Raw genomic sequence first — 23,711 nt, forward strand, 5'->3', positions numbered from 1 at the left:
TCCGGCGCTCAGGTGAGTCGGAGACCGTCCGCTCCAGCCAGCAGCCCCAGTCGATCACCAGACTGTCCGCCGCAAGGGGGTGGTCGCGGGCTTTTTGCTGCAAAGGGCCGGGAATTAGCGCCTCGCGGTGGATCGAGGCGAGGTCGACGAGTGTACGAGGGCGGCGGTGTAGGCGCGCCCAGGAGGTCGATGGACCGCGCCGGTTGTTCAAAAAACCCCACGCTGCTACACAGGAGACCCTCGCGGGCGTCTGCAGGGGCAGCCTCCGTGGGGCAAGCCTCCGATGTCCACCACTCAACCCTTGCAGAGCGCGCTCCCTAGGGAGGGCATGATGGCGGTCGTCCGCGGTCGTCGGGCGATGATCACCGGCGTCCGGCCTTTCGACGCCGAGGATGGCCGCCACCACCTTGTCGAGGTCGAGTACAGCGACGGCATCGGCGCCGAGACCGACCAGCTCCTGTGGGAAGTGGAGCCGGGGACGGATGTGCTCGAGCCGTCGGCGCTCCCGCGCGTCGGGGACACCAGTCCCATGGACGTGCGCGAGTTCGACGCCATGGTCCGCGCGACGCGCTGGTCGGCGCTCACGCCCTCGCTGCCGTTTTCGGGCCTCGACGAGGATCGGCCGCCGCTCGCCTCGCCGCTGTTCGGCGCCATTCACCCCGAGGCCTACCAGCTCGTCCCGGTGCTGCGCGCGCTGGAGATGCCGCGCGTCGCGCTGATGCTCGCGGACGCAGTTGGCCTCGGCAAGACCATCCAGGCCGGCATGATCCTGCGCGAGCTCATGCTCCGGCGCCGGATCCGCCGCGTGCTGATCCTCTGCCCAGCCTCGCTGCGCACCCAGTGGCGCGACGAGATGGTCGACAAGTTCGCGCTCTCCTTCGAGGTCGTCGATCGCGGCGAGACGCTCAAGCTCCGCAAGGAGCTGGGGGTCGACGCCAACCCCTGGCGCACGCACGAGCGCCTGATCACCAGCTATCACTATTTGAAACAGCCCGACGTTCTCGAGCAATTCCGCAGCGCCGCCGAGCCTGGCGACGACGGCCGCTTGCGCTGGGACCTGCTTATCGTCGACGAGGCGCACAACCTCGCCCCGGCGGCCAGCGTCAGCGCCGACTCTGACGTCGCGCGAATGCTGCGACTCATCGCCCCGTGGTTCGAGCACCGCGTCTTCTTGACGGCCACTCCCCATAATGGCCACACATTCTCGTTCTCCGGGTTGCTTGAGGCGCTGGATCCAGTCCGGTTCACACGCAAGTCGGAATTGGGCGATGAGGACCGTCGCCGCGTCGCCCACACCGTCATCCGCCGGCTCAAGAGCGAGATCAACGCCTGCTACACCGCCGCGAACGAGCCGCCCCGCTTCTCCGAGCGCCTCGTCGAGGCCCTGCCTCAGCTCCGCTTCGGCGCCCAGGAGCGTGACCTGCACCTCGCGGTACGCGACTTCCAGCGCGCCCTGAAGCGCTCGCTCGGCGGAGCGAGCGCCCAGGACCGCACCGCGGCGATGTTCGCTACCGAGGTCCTGCAGAAGCGACTGCTCTCCGGGCCGTGGCCGTTCGGCCAGAGTTGGCTCGCTCTCATCGAAGGCCTTGACCAGCCAGACCACGACGCTACCGCTGCCGCCGTTGTGCGACTGCGTTCCGTTCAGGCCGACGACACCGAGGACGACGGCGAGCGTGAGAGCCGCCAGCGCCTCGCAGAGCGTACGGTCGGCGCATGGCTTCGCCCGTGGCGAGAGAAGGTGGCCGCCGAGCTCGCCCACGTGACCGAGCTCGTGCAGGCGATCGGCGTGACCCGCGTGCAGCCCGGGCTCGACCCTGACGCACACGCGATCGCGGTCGCAAACCAGGCCGCGCAGGTCAAGGTCGACGCACGCATGCGTGCGCTCGAGGCCCTGATCGACGAGAAGCTTCGCAATGACCAGAGGTGGCGCGACGACGAGCGCCTCGTCGTGTTCACCGAGTACCTCGCCACCCTCGACTATCTACGCGCCCGCCTGCACCTCCGTTATGGTGATGGCGACTGGCTGCTCGCGCTCTACGGCGGCATGAACGACGTCCAGCGCGACCACATCAAGCGCCATTTCAACGACCCGCGCGGCCCGGCGCGCGTACTCCTCGCCACCGACGCGGCCGGCGAAGGTCTTAACCTCCAGCGCGCCGCGCGTTACCTCCTCCACTGGGACATCCCGTGGAACCCCGGCCGCATGGAGCAGCGCAACGGTCGCCTCGATCGCCACGGCCAGGAGCGAGACGTCCACGTCTTTCACTTCGACAGTAACGACGACGCCTCGATGCGCTTCATGGCCAAGGTCCTGCGCAAGCGCAGCCAGACCCGCGAGGACCGCGTTGTCACCGACGAGATCTTCGCCGATGCGATCCTCGCCCACTTCGAGCACGACGAGGACATCGTGCAGAGCGAGCAGCGCCTTGAGCGCGTCGTCAGCGGCGCGCAGCAGGCCAACGCCGAGATCGTCGAAGATCTCCCCGCCGGCCCGGCGCTCCCCGGCAAGGACGACGAGGCCCGCCTCAATTCCCTCCGCTCCGAGCTCGACCTTTCGCCCGAGAGCATCCGCGAGACGCTCGAAACAGCAATGGCAATCGACCTCGGACGCCCGCGTTTGAAGCCTGACGGCCAGGGCCGTGACAGGTTCGTGTCTCCAGTGCCGCGATTGTGGCGAGAACTCGTCGAGCAGACCCTGCGTGAGGATAGCTCTGACGGCGCCATGCCAGCGTTGGTGTTCGACCCTGCCCATTACGTCCAGCGGCGCAGCGGTCGGCCGGTCTACGTCCCCGAGCCCGACTCGCGCCTGCTCCACCTGGGCGATGCCATCTATCACCGCGTCATGTCCACATTCGCCAGCTTCCGCTTCCCCGGTGGCCCGAGCGCGGCGACGCGGTGGATCGCGCGCCAGGGCCCGGTCCCCGCCGGTGCCGACGCCCTCGTCCTGCTTACTGTCGAGGAGCTCGCGGTCAACGAGCTGCGCGAGCCCTGCCACCATTGGGTCCGGACCATCGCCCTGCCGATACGCGGCGACAGTCTCGGCGAGCCGCTCCCGGAACGGGCTGCGGCCAGGTGGGCAGCGTCGCCGACCCCTGGTGACCGCGACGCCGCGCGCGTCCTGTGGGACGGAGTTGCGGACGAGGTAAAAAAACACGTCCAGCGCCTTCAGCGCGAGCTCACCGCCGCCTTGAAAGCCCGCCTCGCCGCCGCCAGCAAGGTCGTCCGCGAGCAGGAGAAGAAGCGTTTCGAGCGACGCGAACGCGAGCTCAAGAAAGCCATGAGCGACAGCGACCAGAAAAAGCTGCTTAAGGAGCGCAAGGCGGAAGAGGCCAAGCGGCACCAGCTCGAGTTGTACGCCGAGCACGAACAGGCCGCCCAGCGAAAACTCGTTGACATCGACGTCGAGCTCGCTCTGCGCGCGACCCACTACAAGGTCGTACTCGAGCTCCTGAAGGCCGAGGAGGAGCGGACCCTGAAGCACATTCTCCCCGGACGATATGCGCTGCGAGGTGATGCGCACGTCTATCCGGTCGCCGTCGAGATCCGGACGCCGGGAGTTGCGGCGTGAGCCCGCACGAGGCCTGGATCTCGCTGCGGCACGGCGGCAACCTCCTCTCCCCGGTGGAGCTCGAGCGCCTGCCCGAGCCCAACGCGGCGCCCTACCGCCTCGCCGAGCGCCTCCGCGCGGCCCTCATCGCACTCGATCCGGATGAGCCCGACGGCGAGGCCCTGAGCGCCTTGCTTGACGTCGTGCTCGAGGACGCCTGCGGCCTCGGCATCGGCTGGCGCAAGGGCGCTGCCGTCAAGGACCCCGACGCCGAGACCTTGCTTGACGGCACACGGCTCAAGCCGCAGCGCGTGTGGGAGACAGCGGCCGGCGATAGCCTCCCGCTGTTCGTCACGCACACGCCCCGGATCGGCGTCGGCAAAGGCAAGCAGGCTGTCGCCCACGTCGTGGAGTACCTCCGTCGTCGTCGACGCCGCGGCGCTCCGCTCGCGCTCCTCACCAACGGCCGCGAGTGGCGCCTCGTGTGGGCCGACGAGGACAACCTCGCCTGGGTCGAGTGGGACGCCGATCGCTGGCTCGACGCCGACCAGCTCTCCGGCACCTTCCACGTGTTCCGCCGGATCGTCGCTCGCCCGGCGCTCGACCGCGACGGCGCCGAGCGCGGTCGGCTGCTCGAGGCCATTCGCACCACGCGGCGGGGCCAAGCGAAGCTCTCGAGCGCGCTCGGCGAGCGGGTCCGAAAGGCCGTCGAGATCCTGCTCAAGGGCCGCCAGTCGGCGCTCGCGCCCACCTGGGATCCCGACGCCAGCTCCGACACCTACAACGCCGCCTGTCACTTCGTCATGCGGCTCGTCGTGATCCTCTTCGCCGAGGCCCGCGAGCTGTTCCCCATCGACAACCCGGTCTATCACCAGGCCTACGGGCTCGGCGGGCTGTTCGACCGCCTCGGCCGCCTCACCGGCGAGCGCCGCCGCGAGCGAGTATCGGCGTGGAGCCAAGTCCTCGCCCTCTTCAAGCTGCTCCATGGCGGTTCCCCGCACCCGGCGCTGAACCTCCCGAAGTACGGCGGCGACCTGTTCAAGCCCGGCGACCCCGAAGGCGACGGCGTACAGCGGGCGCTCACCCGGATCGAGTCACTCGAACATCCGCCGAGCGACGAGATCGTCTACCGGATCCTCGAGCTCATCACGCGCACCATGCAGCAGGGCCTGCCGACGCCGGTCAACTTCACCGAGCTGACCAGCGAGTACATCGGCATCCTCTACGAGGGCCTGCTCGACTACGAGCTCCACCGCGCCGGCGACCAGCCGATCCTCTTCCTCAATCTCGGTAACCAGCCGGCGCTCCCGCTCGACCAGCTCGAGGGCATGACCGACAAGGCCCTCGCCGCCCTCGTCGAGAAGGCCAAGGTGACGAACAAGCCCGCCGGCGAGGACGATGCCGAGGAGGCCGAGGACGAGGAGGCCGAGGGTGAGGACGCCGAGGGCGAAGACGACGCTGAAGCCGCCGAAGCCGCCGAGGTCTCCGACAGCCCCGCCGAGGCCCCTCTTGACGACGACGAACACGCCGAGGCCCGCCGCCGCGCCGTCGAGTGGAGCCGTCGCGCCGTCGTCGTCGGCAAGCTGGTCAAAAAGCCAGCCGGTCGCAACGCCGACAAGAACCCCGAATATCTCGCCGAGCTCGACAGCGCCGCCGACCGGCTCTTCGCCGACATCAAGCTCCCGGGCGAGCTTTACCTCGTCCGCTGGGGCGGCACCCGCAAGGGTGCCGGCACCTTCTACACCCGGCCCCAGCTCACCCAGCCGACCGTGCGGCGCACCCTCGAGCCGCTCACCCACGACGCCGACGGCGTCATCCACCTGCCCGAGGTGCTCCTCGACCTCAAGCTCTGCGACCCCGCCATGGGCTCGGGTAGCTTCCTGGTCGCCGCCTTGCGCGTGCTCACCGAGCTGGTCGTAGAGTCGCTCCGCTTCCACAAACGAATCCACGTCGTCAACGGCCACACCATGGTCGACTGCGACCGCCTGCCGGACGCCGACCGCGATCTCGCCACCGACAACTTCGACGAGCGCCTCACCGCGTTCGTCCGCCGCGCTGTCGTCGAGCGCTGCCTCTACGGCGTCGACATCGACCCGCTCGCCACCGAGCTGGCGCGCGTCGCCCTGTGGGTCGAGACCCTCGACCGCAAGCTCCCCTTCACCTTCCTCGACCACAAGCTCCGCTGCGGCGACGCCCTCGTCGGCGCCTGGATCGACCGCTTCCGCGATTACCCCTTGCTCGCGTGGTGGCGCCAGAGCCCCGACGAGAAGTGGCGCGGCGTGACCCACGAGGGCAACAAATGGGCAACTGTCCTCAAGGACAGGCGCAAGAACGTCCTCGAGCAGCAAGTCGAGCGTATCTCGGGCCAACAGCGCACCGACGCGGCCGAGGTCTCCGACGACACGATTGACAAGGCCCTCACTCGCGTGCGCGAGCTCTACCGCCGCCTGCGCAACGTCCCCGCGTCGATGCCTCACAAGCGGGCCGAGATGTGGCACAATCAGGTCGAGCCCGACCCCGACCTCGCGCGTGTGCGCGAGGCCTGCGACCTGTGGTGCGCCCTGTGGTTCTGGCCGCTCGACCAACTCGCCGAGGCCCCAACCCCGGCGACCCTCGGCGCGCCCTCGGAAGCAGCTCGCGCGATTTCACGCGAGCTGCGGCACTCGCGGCGTTTCTTCCACTGGGAGCTCGAATTCCCCGACGTCTTCAATAAAAAGGGCGCCGGCTTCGACGCGATCGTCGGCAACCCGCCGTGGGAGATACGCAAGCCCAACAGCAAGGAGTTCTTCAGCGACCTCGACCCGCTGTATCGCTCGTACGGAAAGCAAGAGGCGCTCACCCGCCAGCGCGAGCTGTTCGCCGCCGACCCGAAGCGCGAGCGCAAATGGCTCGACTATGTCGGCCGCTTCAAGGACGCCGGCAACTTCGTCCGCTACGCCGCAGAGCCCTTCGGTGACACCGAGGACGAGGGCGGCAAGCCGCACATCATCCTCGTGCCGCGCAAGGTCGACGAGTCGCGCAAGCTCCATCGAAAATGGGCCGGCCAGCGCGCTCGTAGGACCGGCTACGCCGACCCAGAGCACGCCTTCCGCCACCAGGGCTCGGCCGACCTCAACACCTACAAGCTGTTCGTCGAGCAGGCCCACGCGCTCCTGAAGCCCGGCGGCCAGCTCGGCCTCGTCACCCCCAGCGGCCTCTACACCGACAAGGGCTCGGTCAGCCTGCGCCGCCTGCTCCTCGACCGCTGCCAGTGGCGCTGGCTCTACGGCTTCGAGAACCGAAACAAGCTGTTCGACATTCACCGCAGCTTCAAGTTCGCCGTCACCATCGCCGAGAAGGGCGGCAAGACCTTGACGCTCCAGGCCGCCTTCATGCGCCACGAGCTCGAGGACTGGGCCGAGGCCAAGGGTGCCCTCGCGTACCCCGCCGAGCGCGTCCACGCCTTCAGCCCCAAGAGCCTCTCGGTGCTCGAGATCCGCAGCGAGCGCGACCTCGAGGTGCTCACAAAGATCTACGCGAACAGCGTGATCCTCGGCGACAACGGCCCAGATGGCTGGGGCATCCAGTACGGGACCGAGTTCCACATGACGGCTGACTCGAAGCTCTTCATCCCGCGGGACAAGGCCGACGAGGCGGGCTATAAGCCGGACGAATACGGCCGCTGGATCGGCCCCGAGGACGACGTGCTCCTGCCGCTTTACCAAGGCTCGATGATTCATCAGCACGATCCATCCTATAAGGGGTGGCTCACGGTTGAGAAGGCATCGTGGGGGGAGTTGTCGTGGTCGCATAAGTCGTGGGTGCCACGATATTTACTTCAGCAGACCGACTATCGTGGGAATGAAAAGGCGACCCATGACCTGAAGCTCGGATTTCGCGACATCGCTCGATCGACCGATGAGCGAACCTCCATCGCGGCGCTCGTCCCGGACCTCCCTTGCGGTAACGTGATCGGGATTTTCACCACGGACAATGCGCTCCCCCTCTCGAGCGTGCTGAACACCTTCGCATTCGACTTTACAGCCAGAATCCGTATATCCGGCACCCACATGAATTATTACGTGGTGGAAGAGCTGCCGCTCCCGCCGCCCGCCCTCGCGCTATCGTTGTCACACGTCACGACGTTGCTCGGCATGCCGCTTGCGAGATTCGCGCCGTGGTGGCCGCGCGAGCTCTGGGCTCAATGGTCGCGTCGCGCCATCACGCCGCACGAGCGCCTGCGGCTGCGTTGCATCCTCGACGCCGTCGTCGCCGCCCTTTACAACCTCTCGCGCGACGACCTGCGCTGGGTCTTGCGCGACTGCGATCACCCGAAGGATCGTCTGTCGGACAAGGCCTTCTGCCGCACGCTCGACCCCAAGGGTTTCTGGCGCGTCGACAGGGACCAGGATCCCGAGCTGCGCCACACCGTCCTCACCCTCGTCGCCTTCGACGCCCTGGGGCGCCTGCTCGCCGAACACCCTGGCGACCGCGACGCCGCCATCCGCGCCTTCTCCGAGCTCAACGGCGGCGAGGGCTGGATGCTGCCCGACACCCTCTGCCTGGCAGAGCACGGCCTCGGCCACGACGCTCGCGCCCGCGTATCCCAGCCGGTCGCCAGCCGCCTCGGCCCGCGCTTCCTCGACTGGCAGCTCGCCCAGACCCCCGAGGAGAGCTGGGCCGAGTGCGAGCGCCACGCGCGGGCGCTCCTCGGCGACGAGGAGTTCGAGCGCCGCTTCGCCGAAGAGCCCGAGCCCGAGTCATCCGCCCCCGCCCAGCCCGTCGAGCGACCGACGGAAGACAGCAGCGCCGCGTCTGGCCCGCGGGCCGAGCCTGGCGCGGCTCGAGCCAAGGTCGACGTCCACGCCAAAGCCGCGACGACGGCCGCCGAATCGCAGCTCTCGTTCCTCGTGCCTGCCCCGGATCCGTCGCCTGCCGTCTCGCTCGCAGCCCCGGAGCCTCTCGCCATGACCATCTCGCAGATCCGTTTACTGAATTTTCGCAACTGGGGCGAGGAGCACTGGACCACCGGGATCCCCCTCAAAACAGTCACCCTGATCCTCGGCCGCAACTCCGCCGGCAAGACCAGCATCCTGCAGCCGCTGCGGATGCTCAAACAGACCATCGAGGCGACCGACGCCGGCACCCAGCTCCAGCTCGACTCGGCGACGGATGGCCTCGACCTCGGCAGCTTCCTCGATGTCGTTCACGGCCACGACTCCGGCCGCGAGCTCGGCGTCGGCCTCGATCTCCCCGAGCACGGCATCTCTGTCGATATACGATTCCGCGAGACCAACGACCGCCTCGTCATCGCCTCGCTCGTCTACCGGCTCGGCGACGACAAGGTCGAGGTCAGCTACAGCAGCAACAACGCCTACCAGCTCGCCAGCCCGCGCTTTCGCCTGCCGAACTGGGACGGCGCCAGCAAGGTCCACGAGCCCAAGCAGGACTACCGCCCCGGACGGGCGATCGAGCTGTCGGAGCGCGCCCTCGACGACCTCGGCCCGACCCTGGCCCCGAAGCTCCGCGCCGCCATGGTCGCGGTCAAGGACGCCTTCAAGAAGTTCCACTACCTCGGCCCGATGCGCCCGCCCCCCGCCCGCGAGGTCGCCTGGTTGCAGCAAGACCCGACGCGCCTCGGTTCGATGGGCCAGGAGACGATCCAGGCCCTGATCAGCAACGAGACCGGCCGCGATCGCGGCACGCTCAAGACGGCGGTCTCCGCCTGGCTCAAGCGGCTCGACCTCGCCGACGGTATCGAGGTCACGCAGCACGGCCGGAGCCGCCGCTACGAGATCCAGGTCCTCCGCGGCGGTAACCGCTCGAACCTGATCGACGTCGGCTACGGCGTCTCGCAGGTGCTCCCCGTGATCGTCCTGCTGCACTTCGCGCCCGAGGGCTCGGTGGTCCTGTGCGAGGACCCCGAGGCCCACCTGCACCCGATGGCCCAGGCCGAGCTCGCCGACATGTTCGTCGAGGTCGCCAAGCAGCGCAAGCTCCAGGTCCTGCTCGAGACCCACTCCGAGCATTTGTTCCGGCGCCTGCAATTCCTCATCGCTGACGGCAAGGTCGGCCGCGACGACTGTGCCCTTTACTTCGTCGACCGCGAAGAGCCGTCGTCGAAGCTGACGACCCTGGAGGCCGACGAGTACGGCCGGGTGCACAACTGGCCCGACAACTTCTTCGGCGACGCCATCGGCGAGGTCGAGCGGCAGACACACAAGGTCTTCGAGCACATGATGGTAAAAAGGAGGGCACGTGGCTGAGTGGGTCATCGATACCAATGTTCTCATCATCGCCACGACGGCCCAACAGGGACGCCCGCCACGGAGGATTGCAAACGACGAAAACCCCGTCCCAGTGACGACTGAGAAGGAGCTTTGGGAGGTCTTCTCATGGCTCGAAGCGGTCAACAAGGATCCGAGCACCTACGTCGTCCTCGACGTCCTGCACCATTTCATCGAAAAAGAGTACAGCAACAAGATCGAAAAAGACGAGTACGGCCGCATGGTGATCGCCAACAAGCTCACCAAATGTCACTATCGGCCCGTCTACGTCGAGCCAGACGAGAACGGGGACCCGTGGATCCCGCACGACGCTGGCCACAAGGTCTTTGATCACGCTGATCGGCGGATGGTCGCCGCGGCGGTGGAGTCCGGCGCGCCGATTGCCAACGCTTGCGACACGGATTGGTTGGACCTGTTGCATGACGGGACACTTGCGGAGCTCGGCATCTCCGTGCACCAAATCATTGAAGTTTGGTGCCGCGAGGAGTGGGCCCGGGTCAAGGCGCGGAAGGCCGGCAAGTGACCGACTTCTTCCGCTTCCCGCACACGCCGCACCTCGCCTGGCTCGGCGCCGGCCAGCCGCGCGACGACAAGGTGCTTTCGCCCGAGGAGGCGCGCGAGCTCCTGAGCGGCGACGTGCTGGTGGAAGAGAAGGTCGACGGCGCCAACCTCGGCCTGTCCGTCGACGAGGACGGCGAACTGCGGGCCCAGAACCGCGGCACCTATATCGACCTCGACGCCCCGCACGGCCAGTTCAAGCCGCTGCGGCGCTGGCTCGACCCGCGGCGCGACCCGCTCGCTGACGCGCTGTTCCCCGACCTGATGTTGTTCGGCGAGTGGTGCTACGCCGTCCACAGCGTTCAGTATACGCGGCTGCCGGACTGGTTCCTCGCCTTCGACGTGTACGACCGCGGCGCCGGCGAGTTCTGGAGCGCCGCCCGGCGCGACGAGCTCGTCCACAGCCTCGGACTCGCCCTCGTGCCGCGCCTCGGCGCCGGTCGCTTCGACGAGCGCGGCCTGACCGCGCTGCTCGGCCACTCGCAGCTGTGCGATGGCCCGGCCGAGGGGCTCTACCTTCGCCGCGACGACGGCAACCGTCTCGTCGCGCGGGCCAAGCTCGTAAGACGCGAATTCACCCAGGCCATCGACGAGCACTGGTCGCGGAGGGCGCTCCGGACCAACACGCTCGCCAGCAACGCGGGAGGGGACAAGTGGCATTAAATCCGATTACGTTCACCGAGCGAGTGGTCGACGACTTCCTGCACTACCAGCTCACGACCTATCCGCTCGCTGACCAGCATCTCTATTCTCAGCTCCGCGCCCTCCTCCGCCTCGAACAGACCCGCGACACCCCCCTGCGCAAGGGTCCCTTCGTCAGCCTTTCACGCCCCTTCAAGCAAGGCGCGACGGTCCAGCAGCTCATCGACGACGGCGTCTTTCACCCAGGTATGAGTTCGGTGGTCCCGTACGAGCGCTTGCGGTCGCACCAGGAGGTCGCGATCCGATCGGTGCATCGCGGCGACACCACCCTGATCTCGACCGGCACCGGCTCCGGCAAGACCGAGTCCTTCCTCTATCCGATCATCAGCCGCTGCCTCGAGCTCAAGGAGCAGGGGGCGCCCCCCGGCGTCGTCGCTGTCCTCATCTATCCGATGAACGCCCTCGCCGAGGACCAGCTCGAGCGTCTGCGCGGACTGCTCGCCGGCCGCGGCATCCCCTTCGGCATGTACGTGGGGACCACCCCCGAGGACGAGTCCGGCGTCCGCGGCGAGCGCATGCCGGCCGGTTCGACCAACGCGGCCTACAACGAGCGTTTCAACCAGATCCGCGCCGCCGGCCACGCGATCTCGCTCGTGCCGCCGGATGAGCGCGCGAGCCGTCGAGCGATGCGCATGGAGGGCGGGCAGCCCCGGATCTTGCTCACCAACGTGAAGCAGCTCGAGCTGCTCCTGACCCGCGGCAAGGACGTCGGGATCTTCGCCAACGCGCCGCTCGAATTCCTGGTGTTCGACGAGGCTCACACCTTCCGCGGAGCCCAGGGCGCCGAGACTGCCTGTCTCATTCGCCGCCTGCGGACGTTCTGCGGCCGCGCCGACGCCGAGGTGCGCCATATCGCCGCGTCGGCCACCATGGCCGACCCGAAGGGCGGTGACAACGACGCGCGAGACTTCGCCCGGCGCTTCTTCGGCGTAGACGGCGGGCGCGTCACCCTCGTGCGCGAGGACTACGATGAATTGCGGTGGAACGAGCGGCGAAGCGTTCCCGCCGGCCCGCCCGACGACCCCCACGCCGTGCTCGCTGCGCTACTCCGAGCGGTCGACGCTCCCGACACAGAGGTCGCCGACGCCATCTCGGCCCAGCTCGTGGCCCTCGGCGGGGCCAGGCTGCCGCGCGTAGGCTGGCAGGCGGCCCTCGCCGCCCAGCTCGCCAGCAACGAGCTCGTCTATCAGCTCGCCGCGGCTCTCGCCCGGCCGCGTGCGCTGGCCGAGCTGCCCACATTGCTCGAGGAGGCCGTGGGTCGCCCGGTGCCAGAGCCAGAGCTGCTGGCCTGGCTCGCGCTCGGCGCGGCCACCGGCCGTAGCGGGCACGACCCGCTGTTGCGGCCGGTCGTGCATTCGTTCGTGCGCGGAGTCGGCGGCGCCGTCGTCACCCTGTCACAGCCGGACGGCGCGGCACGCTTGTGGCTCGCAGGCGAGGACGCGGCCGCCGAGCTGGGGGAGGCCTACCGGCGCTTCCCGGTGATGACCTGCACGACGTGCGGCCAGCACTATTATGAGACGTGGGTGAAAGACTTCGGGCTCCTCGCCGGCGTGAAGGCGGGTCCCACCGGCGGCGACCGGATCGGCACCGCCCGCGTGTGGGAGCACTTGCCCCCGGCCGTCAATGGGGCCCGGGTCCTGATGGTCGACCGTATGGTCGTCCGGCCCGACGAAGAAGAGGACACCGAGGAGGTCGACGAGGACGGCGACGTCCTACCGCCCTCCGGCCACGATTACGAGCATCGACGGCTTCACCCGATGTTCGTGTGCCATCATTGCGGATCACTGCACGAGGACCGTCGCCACGCGTGCGCGGTCTGCAACACGCAGGCGTCGCTGATTGCCGTCCAGGTGGTCCGCTACAAGAAGGAGTACCCCGGGCTGCTCCATTCTTGCATCGCCTGCCAGGCGCCCGGAAAGCGCCCTCGCGGCGGCAGGTACCGCGAACCAGCGCGCCCGGTCCGCGCCGTCAGCGTCTCGGATGTTCACGTGCTCGCGCAGTCGATGCTGCACCTGTCCGAGCGCCCGCGCCTGCTCGTATTCGCCGACAACCGGCAGGATGCCGCGTTCCAGGCCGGATGGATGCAGGATCACGCCCGTCGCTTCCGGCTCCGCGCCCTCATGTCCCAGCAGATCCCGGACGGCGGCGCCTCGATCGGCGACGTGGTCTATACATTGGACGGCGTCCTCGAGAAGGATCGCGACCTGTCTCGCGCGCTGCTGCCCGAGGTCTGGCAGGTCGTGCCCTTCGACGAGAGCGGCACCAAGCACCGCGAAGAGCGGCTGTACTTCCTGCGGATCCAGCTCCTCCGCGAGCTCGCCACCGGCGTGAAGCAGCGCCTGGGCCTGGAGCCGTGGGGGCGCCTGAAGGTGACCTATCAGGGCCTCGGGCCCGACCTCGCGTTCGTGCAGAAGTGGGCCCCGCTCCTGGGTCTCGCCCCGGACGCCCTCGTCGAGGGCATCGCCGCGCTGCTGGATCACATGCGCCGGAGTCGCCTGCTACGTGACCCAACCAAGCTCTTCGAGCGGCGTTGGAACAGCGGCGACAAACAGATCCAGTACGGCTACATGCCGACCTTCCCCGGCGGGCCCAAGGGCGTCAAGCTCTCGCGCGGCCTCGACGATGAGCCGGCGCGCGTGACCCAGTGGGTCGGCACTCAGCCGACCCAGATGTGGAACGCCATCGCCGCGTGGGGGGTGCCCGAACGTGCGCTTGCTACGTTTCTTGAGGAGTTGTGGCACGCGCTCCAGCAGGCGAAGCTCCTGGTGCCGGTGGTCCTGGAGGGCTGGGGCAAGCCCCTGAAGGGCAGCGCGGGCGCCCTGCAGATCGACAGCAGCAAGCTCATCATGCACCGCCACACCGGGCGCTACCGCTGCGAGAAGTGCCGCCGCACCACGGTACGCAAGGGGCCGACCGGCATCTGCACGGCCTGGAGGTGCGGCGGGCGTGTCGCCTGGGAAGCCGAGGATACCGACGACTTCAACTTGCGCGTACTCGACGGCGACTACGCGATGCTACGCGTCTCCGAGCACTCGGCCCAGGTGCCCCACGAGAAGCGCGAGCGCATCGAGAACCAGTTCAAGGGCGACGCGGAACAACTCAACACGCTGGTCTGCACGCCGACACTCGAGCTGGGCGTGGACATCGGCTCGCTCGACGCGGTGCTCATGCGCAACGTGCCCCCGACTGCCGCAAATTACTGGCAGCGGGCCGGCCGCGCCGGCCGGCGACACCGCATGGCCGTGGATGTGACGTACGCCCAGGCGATCGGCTTCGACCAGGCCTACTTCCGCGAGCCGTTGAAGTTACTCGGCGGGCAGGTCGAACCGCCGCGGTTCAACCTCAAGAACGGGGTGATGATCCGCAAGCACGTGCATGCCACCGTGCTCACCGCCCTCCACGGCGTCGCGCGCGCCGCCGATCTCGCCACCAAGCAGACGATCGAGGGCACGCTGAGCAGGTGCTTCCCGGCGCTCCTGAGCCCCTATTTGTTCACACCGGGCGGCGAGATCCTCGACAAGGTCCTCGACGTGTCCGAACTCGGCCCGCTCATTCACACCCACCGCACCGCGGTCCTGGCCGCGGTGACACGCGCCTTCACCGAAGCATGGCCCGCCGAGGACGCCGCCGCCGTCACCCCCGCGTTGCTCGAGCGCGTGGTGTACGAGATGCCGGAGTCGCTGCAGGCGGTGTTGCGGCGCCTCAAGCGGCGACTCGACTGGGCAGTCGGCGAGCTCCGGCGACTCGGCGAGGTCAAGCTCAAGAAGGGCACCCTCGATCCCGAGGACAAGGCCCACGAGCGACGCTGCGAGAAGATCATCGCCCGCCTCAAGGGCACGCTCACCCACAGGCGCAGGAGCGCACAGGGCGGCCCCGAGGACTCCGACACGATGGCAGCCCTCGCGCGGGAGGGCTTCTTGCCGGGCTACGGGCTCGAGTCCGGGAGCATCGTCGGCACCGCCGAGCCTCCGCGCATGACCGACGGGCTCGACGACTTCGAGCTCCCGCGAGCGCCGACCCTCGCCCTCCGCGAGTACGTCCCGGGCAACGCCATCTACGCCAACGGCTTTCGCTTCGTGCCGCGCCGGTACCAACTCACGCCGGAGGAGACTCTGCGCTTCCGTGTCGTGGTCGAGCAACAAGTGGTCCAGGAGGTCGGCGTCGACACCCCCGTGGCTCCGCTCGGACAGCAAGAGATCCGCGCTGTCCCGATCTGCGACGTCATCTTGCCCTCGCAGTCGCAGATCTCCGACGAGGAGGAGTTTCGCTTTCAGATGCCCGTGGCCGTTTACGGCTCCGATCGCGGCTATCACCGCGGTGGTGCGGTGTGGACGTGGGGGAGTCTGGACATCCGTTTCCGCCGCGGGGTGCATCTTCGGCTCGTGAACGTGGGTCCGCGCAACGAGGTCAAGAACCGTATCGGCTTCCCGCTGTGCCTCGCCTGCGGCCAATCGCACTCACCCTTTGCCAGCCAGCAGTCCCGGGAGGACTTCGAGAAGCTCCACCAGGAGCGGTGCGCCCACATCGTCAGGCCGACCGGCTTCTTCGCTGACGTCGAAGTCGACGTCCTCGCATGGCACGACGTAGAGGATCGCACCGTGGGCTTCAGCGTGGCCGAGGCCATCCGCATGGGCGCGGCGCGGGTGCTCGACATGGAGGTCGAGGACCTCCAGGTCCTCGCGCTCGGCCACCTCGGCGCCGACCGCTGCGACGTGCTGCTCTACGACCCGATGCCCGGCGGGTCGGGCCTGTTGGAGCAGTTGACCGAGCGCTGGATCGAGGTCCGCGCGGCCGCGCTAGAGCTGCTCGAACAGTGCCCTGGCGCGTGCGAGACATCGTGCATCGACTGCTTGCGGACGTACCGGAACCGCTTCTACCACGAGCACCTGAACCGGCACGTTGCCTTCAAGGTCCTGAGCAGCGCCAGCGGGCCTCTGATCAAGGCCCGCGAGCTCCCCGAAAATTTGCCCTCGACCAGCTCCACCACCGGGCAGCCACAGACCCACATCGAGACCCGCTTCAAGCGCCTGCTGGCCGCCGCCGGTCTGCCGGCGCCGCGCTGCCAGCACCGCATTGACCTCGGCGCCGGCTACGGCGCAACGCTCCCCGACTTCTTCTACGAGGGCGAGAACGACCACGAGCCGGGCCTCTGCATCTACCTCGACGGTATGGCAGGGCACATCCACGGCAACCCCGAACAGGCCGAGCGGGACCGGGCCATTCGAGCGAAGTTGGATAGCCTCGACTATGCGGTCGTCGTCGTACCTTCCTTCGAGCTGGACGACAAGAACGCCATGGTCCAGAAGATCGCGCGGATCGCCAAGTATCTGGTCGGCAAGGAGAGGCAGCGCGAGCTCCGGGACGACACGAGCTGGTACGAACAGGCGAGCGCGACGCGGGCTGGACGCCCAGCTCTCCGCCTCATCCGCTGCGGCGAGGACGAAGCCGCGGCTGTCCCGATCTACGACCTGCGCATCGCCGCTGGCGCCTTCTCGGACGGGCAGAGCCCAGAACCTATCGGCTTCGCGCGGGTACAAGGGGCCTCGCCGCAGCCGGGTCAGTTCGTCGCCCAGGTCGTCGGCGATTCCATGGACCGGGTGGTCCCGAATGGGGCCTGGTGTCTGTGGCAGCACCTTAGTGCGTCCAGCACGTCGCCCCCGGCCGTCGGCGAAGATATCCTCGTGCGGCGTTCCGACACGGTCGACCCCGACCTCGGTCAGTTCACCTTCAAGCGGCTCGTGGAGATGCCTGAGGGCCGAAGCCTCGTGCCGATGAGCAACAACCCGGCTCATCGCCCCATCTCGCTGGCACCCGACGACGATGTGGTCGCGGTGGCAAGGCTTCTTGGACTTATCGAAGATAAGTGAACCCGTCGCTCTCTGTTCTCCGAGCGGTGCGAGTGGCTTTGCCCGAAACTGGAGCGTCTCCACTATCTCTCCACGACACAGGTCGACGCCCGCGAGCCTCGGGGACTCGCGGGCTCTCACATTTAGCGCGAATTCGTGAATGTCTACGCGGAGTTTGGCGAATTTGCGAGTGTGATCAAAGAGTTGAGAAATCCGCGTAGTTACTGCTTCGAGCAGTGAGGCCGGGTCGAATTCAAATCGAGAGTCCGGAACTGCCGCCACGGCGATCGACATGGTCGCTCGCCGTCTGCAGATCCTTGAGGCGGAGGTGGCTCGCCACGGCAGCCACCCACCACCGACCCTCGGCGATCTGCGAGCTCCAGCGCGACCTCCGACGAATCGGCCGAACGCCGCGAGGTCGACCACAACCAGCGCCTGCTCGCGCTGGTCGTGACCGATGCACGGCTCCGGACCACCGGGCGAGCGTCACGTCGCCGAGGGGTCCGACCACACCACGTTCCATCCGTGGCCGTCGAGGTCGTAGAAGCCGTGGTCGTACATGAAGCCGTGGTCCTCCGGCGGACCCGCGGATACGCCGCCGTGCGCCACCGCCTTCGCGACGATCGCGTCGACGTCGGACCGGCTCGCGACCGAGAACGAGAAGAGGGCCTCCTCCTGCGTGCGCGTGTCGCAGAGCTCGCGCTTCGTGAAGCCGCCGAAGAACGACTCTGTCAGCAGCATCACGGAGGCACCCTCGCTCATGATCATGCAAGCGCTGTGGTCGCCCGTGAGCTTCGGGTCGAATTCGAAGCCGAGGGCCGTGAAGAAGGCCATCGACTTCGGGAGGTCGCGGACGGGGAGGCTTACGAAGAACTTGCGTGCCATGTCGGTCTCCGGGGAAGGCGGGCGCGGTCGAGATACCCGCCGCATCGTTCCGATCGTACAGACCTCCCGGCTTCCACAAACTCATCGGTCGATGACGCCAGCGCCGGCGAATTTTCGCAACCATGTGGAATCGTTCATTTCTCTGACGTGACAACCGCTCTCGATCCAGGACCTCGAGCAGGTCCTCCCGGCCCTCTGTGAGCTGCCGCTCAACCCCGTGGGAATCTTCGGCTTCTCCTGCGAGCTGTGCACCGGTGGTTCGGATCGTGCGTGGGCGAGCGACTGGTGCCGGTGCAGCGGCCCCGCGGCGATGGATGAGAACTCTCTACCGCGCGCGAGCCCGGGCCTTCGCTGCGTTCGCGCGCGATGCGGGCCGCCTGGTCGCCGCGGCCGCTCGTGCCCCCGCGATCCCGAGCGCGATCCACTCATCGAGGTCGCGCTCGTCGGCGAATCCGGGCGGTGCCACGTACACGAGCCCGCGCGAGGGTCGACCCGTGAAGTCGAACGGCCGCGCATGCGGCCGCCGCAGCGCGGTGGCGGTGTCGGGCACGCGGATCACCAGATCGCTCTTCAACACCCCCCAGGCGATGCTGCCGTCGAGCAGCAGCGCGAGGCCTCCGAACATCTTGCGCTCGTCGATGAGGGCCTGGGGTCGCGCTCGCATCACCGCCGCCCGCAGCCGGGCCGCCACTCCTTGGTCGTATGGCATCGTCGTCCTCCGTGAGCCGGGAGCGTAGCCCAATCGCGGGGGCAGCGGACCGCGAATCGGCGGCGTGACGGTTCGCCAGCCAGCCGGAGAAAGGCTCGGAGGACAGGAGCATGACCACGACGCGCATCCAGTTGTCGAGGGGCAGAGCACGTCGGTCGCGAGGGCGAACAATTCCGTCGGACAGCACGGTCCAATCGAGCCTCGTGCCGATCCCGTCGGAACCGCCGAGAGCAGGAGCCAGGCGGCGCTCGCCCTATTGCGAGGCGCTCCGGCGCCCGGAACGTTGTACTTTGGGGGCCTCAGCCTCCTGGGGCTGTCAGGCCGGGCCCTGCAGCGAATCGCTGCAAAGCAGCGGGTGATCGTTCACGCTCATTGTTCCGATGTTTCACGCGCTCGAGCGGATGTTCCTCTCGATCGATTGCAGAGATTGGTCGTACCAAGTGGCGCGGGCTGGCCATATCTTCCATAACCCTTCCATACTCGAAGGGTCTACGGAGAATCATGCGAAAATACATTAGGTACTTCACCCATCTCACTCTGGCCTTTGGCGCATTCGCTGCGTGCGACTCCGAGGATGTGACGCAGCGGAAGGGCGAACTGCCCATTCCTTGCGGCGGTTTCGCGGGCACTCCTTGCCCGGGCGACCTCGTCTGCGTGGACGACCCGAGCGACGACTGCGACCCGCTCAAGGGCGGGGCCGATTGCATCGGGATCTGCGAGGACGTGACGTATTGCGGCGGGTTCGCCGGCACGGCCTGCCCCGAGGGGCAGGTGTGCGTGGACGACCCGAGCGACGACTGCGACCCGCTCAAGGGCGGGTCCGATTGCATCGGGATCTGCGAGGAGGCCACCTTCCGCGCCGCCACCACCTGCGGCGGGTTCGCCGGCACGGCCTGCCCCGAGGGACAGGTGTGCGTGGACGACCCGAGCGACGACTGCGACCCGCTCAAGGGCGGGGCCGATTGCATCGGGTTCTGCGAGGACGTGACGTATTGCGGCGGGTTCGCCGGCACGGCCTGCCCCGAGGGGCAGGTGTGCGTGGACGACCCGAGCGACGACTGCGACCCGCTCAAGGGCGGGGCCGATTGCATCGGGATCTGCGAGGACCAGGCGCCGCAATCGGCGCGGAGCGGGCGTCGCTACGTGAGCCACGATCCGGCGCAATGCGCCGCGATGTTGATCAAGTGCTTCGGCGACGAGGCGCCGTTCACCGACGAGACCGGCTGCGGCTGCGAGTCGTGAGCCGAATCGGCGATGCGCGGCGCCGTTCGCCGCGCGTCGCCGCGTCCGGGCACGAATGGACGGCGACGGCTCGAGATCGTCGGGTCCTTGCGCGGATGCGCGTGCGAGCGCCATGTCGACGCGGCCTGCGCGTGGCTGTCTCATGAGACAGCCGCGCGCAGCCTGCGTGGCGGCGCCGACGAGCGGCTTCGTGCCAGCGACGCAGGAGTTCGCTCGCCCGCCAGCGCCACGGAGAGATCCGTCGCTTCGCGTCACGAGCGGCGGTCACCGGCCGCGACGCGGGTTCGTCGCCGCGCTCTGCGGCGGTGTGGGCGAACCAGCCATCCCTGACACGTCCGACCGCCGTGGCCTGCCGCGCATCCACTGCGCCGTGCGAATGGGCTGCTGCCGGGACGAGCAATGCTCGGTGTCGAGGCGAGAGCGATAGCGCACACCGTGCGGCGTTCGGTCTGTGGCCGGCGCAGGCGACGAATCGGGCGCGCGGGAGCCCTTGCGCGGCCACGAGACGCGCCGGTAACGTCGAGATCCATGTCTCCGGAGGCGTCGCTCCCTGAACCCGCGCCCGAGCTCGTGAAGAGCCTGAAGAGCCGGGATGTCGTCGGTATCGTCGGATCGGGGCTGTCCTGCGCGGCCGGGCTGCCGGGGTGGATCGAGCTGATCCGGGCGATCTGCGACGAGGCGTGGGACACCCACCCGAACGAGCGCAAGGACATCGCGTGGGCGTGGCAGATCTGCGAGGGACAGCCGCTGCAGGCGGCGAACTTGCTCAAGCAAGACGTCCTGGCGGGCGAATTCGCCGGTGCGGTCGCGCGCCAGCTGTTCCAGCGGCGCCGGTTCGAGGTGCTGCCCGAGCTGCTCGCGCGGGCGGCGGAGGAGCGCACCGACGCGAGGCCGTGGCGGGTGACGGAGGGCCCGAGCGCGGTCGAGCCGTGGCCGACGGCGAGTCACCGGATGTTCATGCAGCTCGGCCTGCGCGCGGTCGTCACCACCAATTACGACAACCTGCTCGAGGCCGCCGCCGGCGACGTCAAGGTATATTCGTGGTCGAGCTCCGACGTCGCCGATCTGCTGGCCGCGAGGAAGCCGCTGGTGCTCAAGATCCACGGCGACCTCGATCACCCGAACGACATCATCGCCGCGCGCGCCGACTACGTGGGCGAATTTCGCCAGAGCGCGACGCGGCGGGCGGTCGCCTCGCTGCTCCAGAGCAATCGCCTGCTGTGGATCGGTTACGGCCATAACGACCCCGACCTCGACCTCGTGCTCGACGACATGCGCGAGCTGGGGATCCGCGGCGGATATGCGATCGTGGCCGAGCTGACGCCGCCGCTCCGCCGTCGCCTCAAGGACGTCGCGGTCTCGGTCGCCGAGCTGCCGCGACACGCGGACGTGCCGCGGTTCCTGCAGCGGCTCGCGCTCGCGGCCGAGCGGCCGGTGGCGTTCACCGTGCAGTATTCGGCGCCGGCGAACGAGCGGACGGCCAGGCGTCGCGGCGTCGAGCTCGACGACCTGCTCGACAGCTACGGCGTCAAGGTCAACGTGTGGGGCGCGCGTGTCCATGCGCGGGAGCTCCAGCTCGAGGCGCCGGCGCCCGACTTCCGCGGCCTGCGATCGTTGTTGCAGGCGGGGGACCGGGGCCTGTTCGGCAAGCTCGCGGAGCTCGGCGTCGAGGCCTGCGATGCCGTCGCGATCGTCGCGCCGCCGCCGCCCGTGATGTCGATGCCACCCGCGGCACGACCGGTCCCGCCGGGCCCCGCGGCGCCCACCGGGCCCGTGGCGACCGCGCCGGAGCTCACCGCGCCGGCGGCGATCTACGTGCCCTCTGGCTCGCCGGCGGTCGCGCTCGCGGGGATGCTCGCGCGGCTGTTCACGCGCGACGAGCTCGCGGCGTGGCTGCGTGGCTTCGCCGCGCAATGTCACCACGACGAGGACTTTCTCGGCGAGCTCGCGGTCGCGTGCTCGCGCGTGGCCGAGCGGCTGGCGCGGCACGACCTCGTGACGCCGCGATTGCTGCAGTCGCTGCGCGACGCGCGGCCTGACCGCGGCCACGAGCTCGACGCGCTGGCGCGTCACATCCTCGCGGCCCCGGCGGCCCCGCAGGGCGCGGAGAGCTACTCGCTGTTCTGTCGCCTGCTGGACCGCGACGGCGCCTGGAACGCGCTGACGCGCGCCTGCGACGGCAAGGACGGTCCGCTGCTGTTCCTGCTCCACGGCACGCCGAGCCAGCACATCGCGCTGTTCATGGACCGCGCCCACCGCTTCCTCGACGACGAGGCCAGCGACGGCGTGCGCCGCGAGCATCAGGTCTGCGAGGTGATGTTCGAGCGCGACCACGTGCGCCTGCAGACCGCGGAGGAGTGGGAGGAGACGTTCCGCCGGGCGATGGGGTTCGCCAAGGGCAGGCCGCTCGCCGAGTACTTGCAACGCGCGCTCGCCCAGCACGCGGTGATGTTCCTCGTGCGCGGCAAGAACACCGCGCCGCTCGTCGGCCTCACGCCGGGCGAGCGCGACGCGCTGGTCGAGTTCCTCCGCGACCGCCTCACGGCCGTCCTGGCGACCCTCCGCGCGCCGCATCGGGCCGTGCGCGTGCTGCTCGCCGTCGAGCACCCGCTGCTCGACACCGGCGCCGACGAGCTGTTCAACGCCGTCGACGAGGCGCTGCGCGCGGTCGCGGGCGGCGAGCGCAAGGTGCTCGAGCTCCACTTTCCGACCGCCAGCGAGGTGCGCGAGAGCCTCGAGAAGTTCCTGAGCGACCGCGGTCAGGCCCTCACGCCGGCGCTGCGCGCCCGCTGCGACGCCGTCTACGCGCGGCACCAGGCGCTGGGCGACGCCAAGAATTATCGCGACCTCGCCGACGACCTCTACCGCGAATTGAGCCCCTCCCTCGCCTGACCATGACCTCGAATCCACCGCCCGCACTCCCGCCGCTGCGGACCCGTCGCACCAGCAAGCCGCGGATCCCCCCGAACGGCCTGGAAGGCCGCGACCGCAAGCCGTACCTCCCGGACGACGGCCTGCTGGCCGCGGCCAACGCCGCGATCACGCTCGGCATGCCCCTGCTCCTCACGGGCGAGCCGGGCTGCGGCAAGACCGACTTCGCCCACGTGATCGCCAATTACCTCGACGGCCGGCGCGAGGCGAAGCAGGGCATCCGCGAGTGCTATGTCCGCAGCGACACGCGGGCCCGCGATCTGCTGTACCACTACGACGCCCTGCGCCGCTTCAGCGACGCGCAGCACGGCGGACCCGCGGCGCGCGAGGAGGCCCAGGATCCGCGCCGCTACGTCGAGCTGCAGCCCCTCGGCCTCGCGCTGGTCGCACCGATCCGCCAGGTCGTGCTGATCGACGAGATCGACAAGGCGCCGCGCGACCTGCCCAACGATCTGCTCCGCGAGCTCGAGCGCAACGAGTTCGAGATCCCCGAGATCCCGAGCGCCAGCCCCGGCGAGGCCGTCGTCACCAACTTCGCGCCGTGGGGGGCCGAGCAGCGCCCGATCGAGCGGGTGATGCGTCCGCCCGCGGCGTCCGAGCGGCGGCCGATCATCGTGATCACCAGCAACGTCGAGCGCCAGCTCCCCGACGCGTTCCTGCGCCGCTGCGTCTTCTGTCACATCCGCTTCCCCGGGAAGGAGCGCCTGTCGGAGATCCTCCGCGAGCGCCGCAAGGACACGGCGACGGCGGGCGAGGAGCCGTACCTCGATCACGCGGTGAGCCTGTTCATGGGCCTGCGCGCGCAGCCGGGGCTGCACAAGAAGCCGTCGACCGCGGAGCTGCTCGACTGGCTCGACGTCGTCGGCGAGACCTACGAACCCGCCGACGCGCTGGCTCGCCTGGCGACGCTGGCCGGCGACCTCGACCCGGCGTCGTCGCGCCTGCGCACGCGAACGTGGCACGACCTGCCCTCCCTCTGCTGCCTGATCAAGCTGCGCGAGGATCTCCACGCGCTGGGGTGAGCC

The 23,711-nt window shown here is 68.8% G+C and carries 10 protein-coding genes; 8 read left to right on the top strand and 2 right to left on the bottom strand.

Annotation, left to right across the window (positions count from 1 at the left end):
• Positions 1–328: 328 nt before the first annotated feature.
• The 5 genes from drmD to K7C98_RS02500 are packed head-to-tail and all read left to right on the top strand — an operon-like array spanning position 329 to position 16,940.
• Positions 329–3,568 carry a DISARM system SNF2-like helicase DrmD gene (drmD, locus tag K7C98_RS02480; protein ID WP_263429215.1) on the top strand — a complete coding sequence of 1,080 codons (3,240 nt, stop codon included), beginning with the start codon at positions 329–331 and terminating at the stop codon, positions 3,566–3,568.
• The gene (locus K7C98_RS02485) at positions 3,565–9,792 is read left to right on the top strand and encodes an AAA family ATPase (RefSeq protein WP_224189863.1); all 6,228 of its coding nucleotides are present in this window, start codon (positions 3,565–3,567) and stop codon (positions 9,790–9,792) included. The genes drmD and K7C98_RS02485 overlap by 4 nt, the downstream gene beginning before the upstream one ends.
• Positions 9,785–10,336, top strand: a complete 552-nt coding sequence (locus K7C98_RS02490) for a hypothetical protein (protein WP_224189864.1) — start codon at positions 9,785–9,787, stop codon at positions 10,334–10,336. The genes K7C98_RS02485 and K7C98_RS02490 overlap by 8 nt, the downstream gene beginning before the upstream one ends.
• On the top strand, positions 10,333–11,034 hold the full coding sequence (locus K7C98_RS02495; protein ID WP_224189865.1) for an RNA ligase family protein: 702 nt from the start codon (positions 10,333–10,335) through the stop codon (positions 11,032–11,034). Before K7C98_RS02490 ends, K7C98_RS02495 begins: the two co-directional genes overlap by 4 nt.
• On the top strand, positions 11,025–16,940 hold the full coding sequence (locus K7C98_RS02500; protein ID WP_224189866.1) for a DEAD/DEAH box helicase: 5,916 nt from the start codon (positions 11,025–11,027) through the stop codon (positions 16,938–16,940). The genes K7C98_RS02495 and K7C98_RS02500 overlap by 10 nt, the downstream gene beginning before the upstream one ends.
• A gap of 465 nt (positions 16,941–17,405) precedes the next feature.
• On the opposite strand, the gene K7C98_RS02505 is transcribed toward K7C98_RS02500, so the two are convergent.
• A complete protein-coding gene (locus K7C98_RS02505) occupies positions 17,406–17,804 on the bottom strand; it encodes a VOC family protein (RefSeq protein WP_224189867.1) in 399 nt (132 codons plus the stop codon).
• Between the two features lie 325 nt (positions 17,805–18,129).
• Positions 18,130–18,513 carry a TfoX/Sxy family protein gene (locus K7C98_RS02510; protein ID WP_224189868.1) on the bottom strand — a complete coding sequence of 128 codons (384 nt, stop codon included), beginning with the start codon at positions 18,511–18,513 and terminating at the stop codon, positions 18,130–18,132.
• Between the two features lie 654 nt (positions 18,514–19,167).
• On the opposite strand from K7C98_RS02510, the gene K7C98_RS02515 reads away from it, so the two are divergent.
• The 3 genes from K7C98_RS02515 to K7C98_RS02525 all read left to right on the top strand — a co-directional run bounded on the left by K7C98_RS02515 (position 19,168) and on the right by K7C98_RS02525 (position 23,708).
• Complete coding sequence (locus tag K7C98_RS02515) at positions 19,168–19,755, top strand: hypothetical protein (RefSeq protein ID WP_224189869.1); 588 nt, start codon at positions 19,168–19,170, stop codon at positions 19,753–19,755.
• Between the two features lie 528 nt (positions 19,756–20,283).
• Complete coding sequence (locus K7C98_RS02520) at positions 20,284–22,647, top strand: SIR2 family NAD-dependent protein deacylase (protein ID WP_224189870.1); 2,364 nt, start codon at positions 20,284–20,286, stop codon at positions 22,645–22,647.
• Between the two features lie 2 nt (positions 22,648–22,649).
• On the top strand, positions 22,650–23,708 hold the full coding sequence (locus K7C98_RS02525) for an AAA family ATPase (protein WP_224189871.1): 1,059 nt from the start codon (positions 22,650–22,652) through the stop codon (positions 23,706–23,708).
• Positions 23,709–23,711: the final 3 nt, after the last annotated feature.

The sequence above is a fragment of the Nannocystis pusilla genome (assembly GCF_020073745.1).
GTDB classification, from domain to species: domain Bacteria; phylum Myxococcota_A; class Polyangia; order Nannocystales; family Nannocystaceae; genus Nannocystis; species Nannocystis radixulma.

Bases quoted from the DNA above. Each gene is read 5' to 3' on its own strand.
- K7C98_RS02525 (WP_224189871.1), top strand. From the start codon at position 22,650: ATGACCTCGAATCCACCGCCCGCACTCCCGCCGCTGCGGACCCGTCGC.
- K7C98_RS02505 (WP_224189867.1), bottom strand. From the start codon at position 17,804: ATGGCACGCAAGTTCTTCGTAAGCCTCCCCGTCCGCGACCTCCCGAAG.
- drmD (WP_263429215.1), top strand. From the start codon at position 329: ATGATGGCGGTCGTCCGCGGTCGTCGGGCGATGATCACCGGCGTCCGG.
- K7C98_RS02520 (WP_224189870.1), top strand. From the start codon at position 20,284: ATGTCTCCGGAGGCGTCGCTCCCTGAACCCGCGCCCGAGCTCGTGAAG.
- K7C98_RS02510 (WP_224189868.1), bottom strand. From the start codon at position 18,513: ATGCCATACGACCAAGGAGTGGCGGCCCGGCTGCGGGCGGCGGTGATG.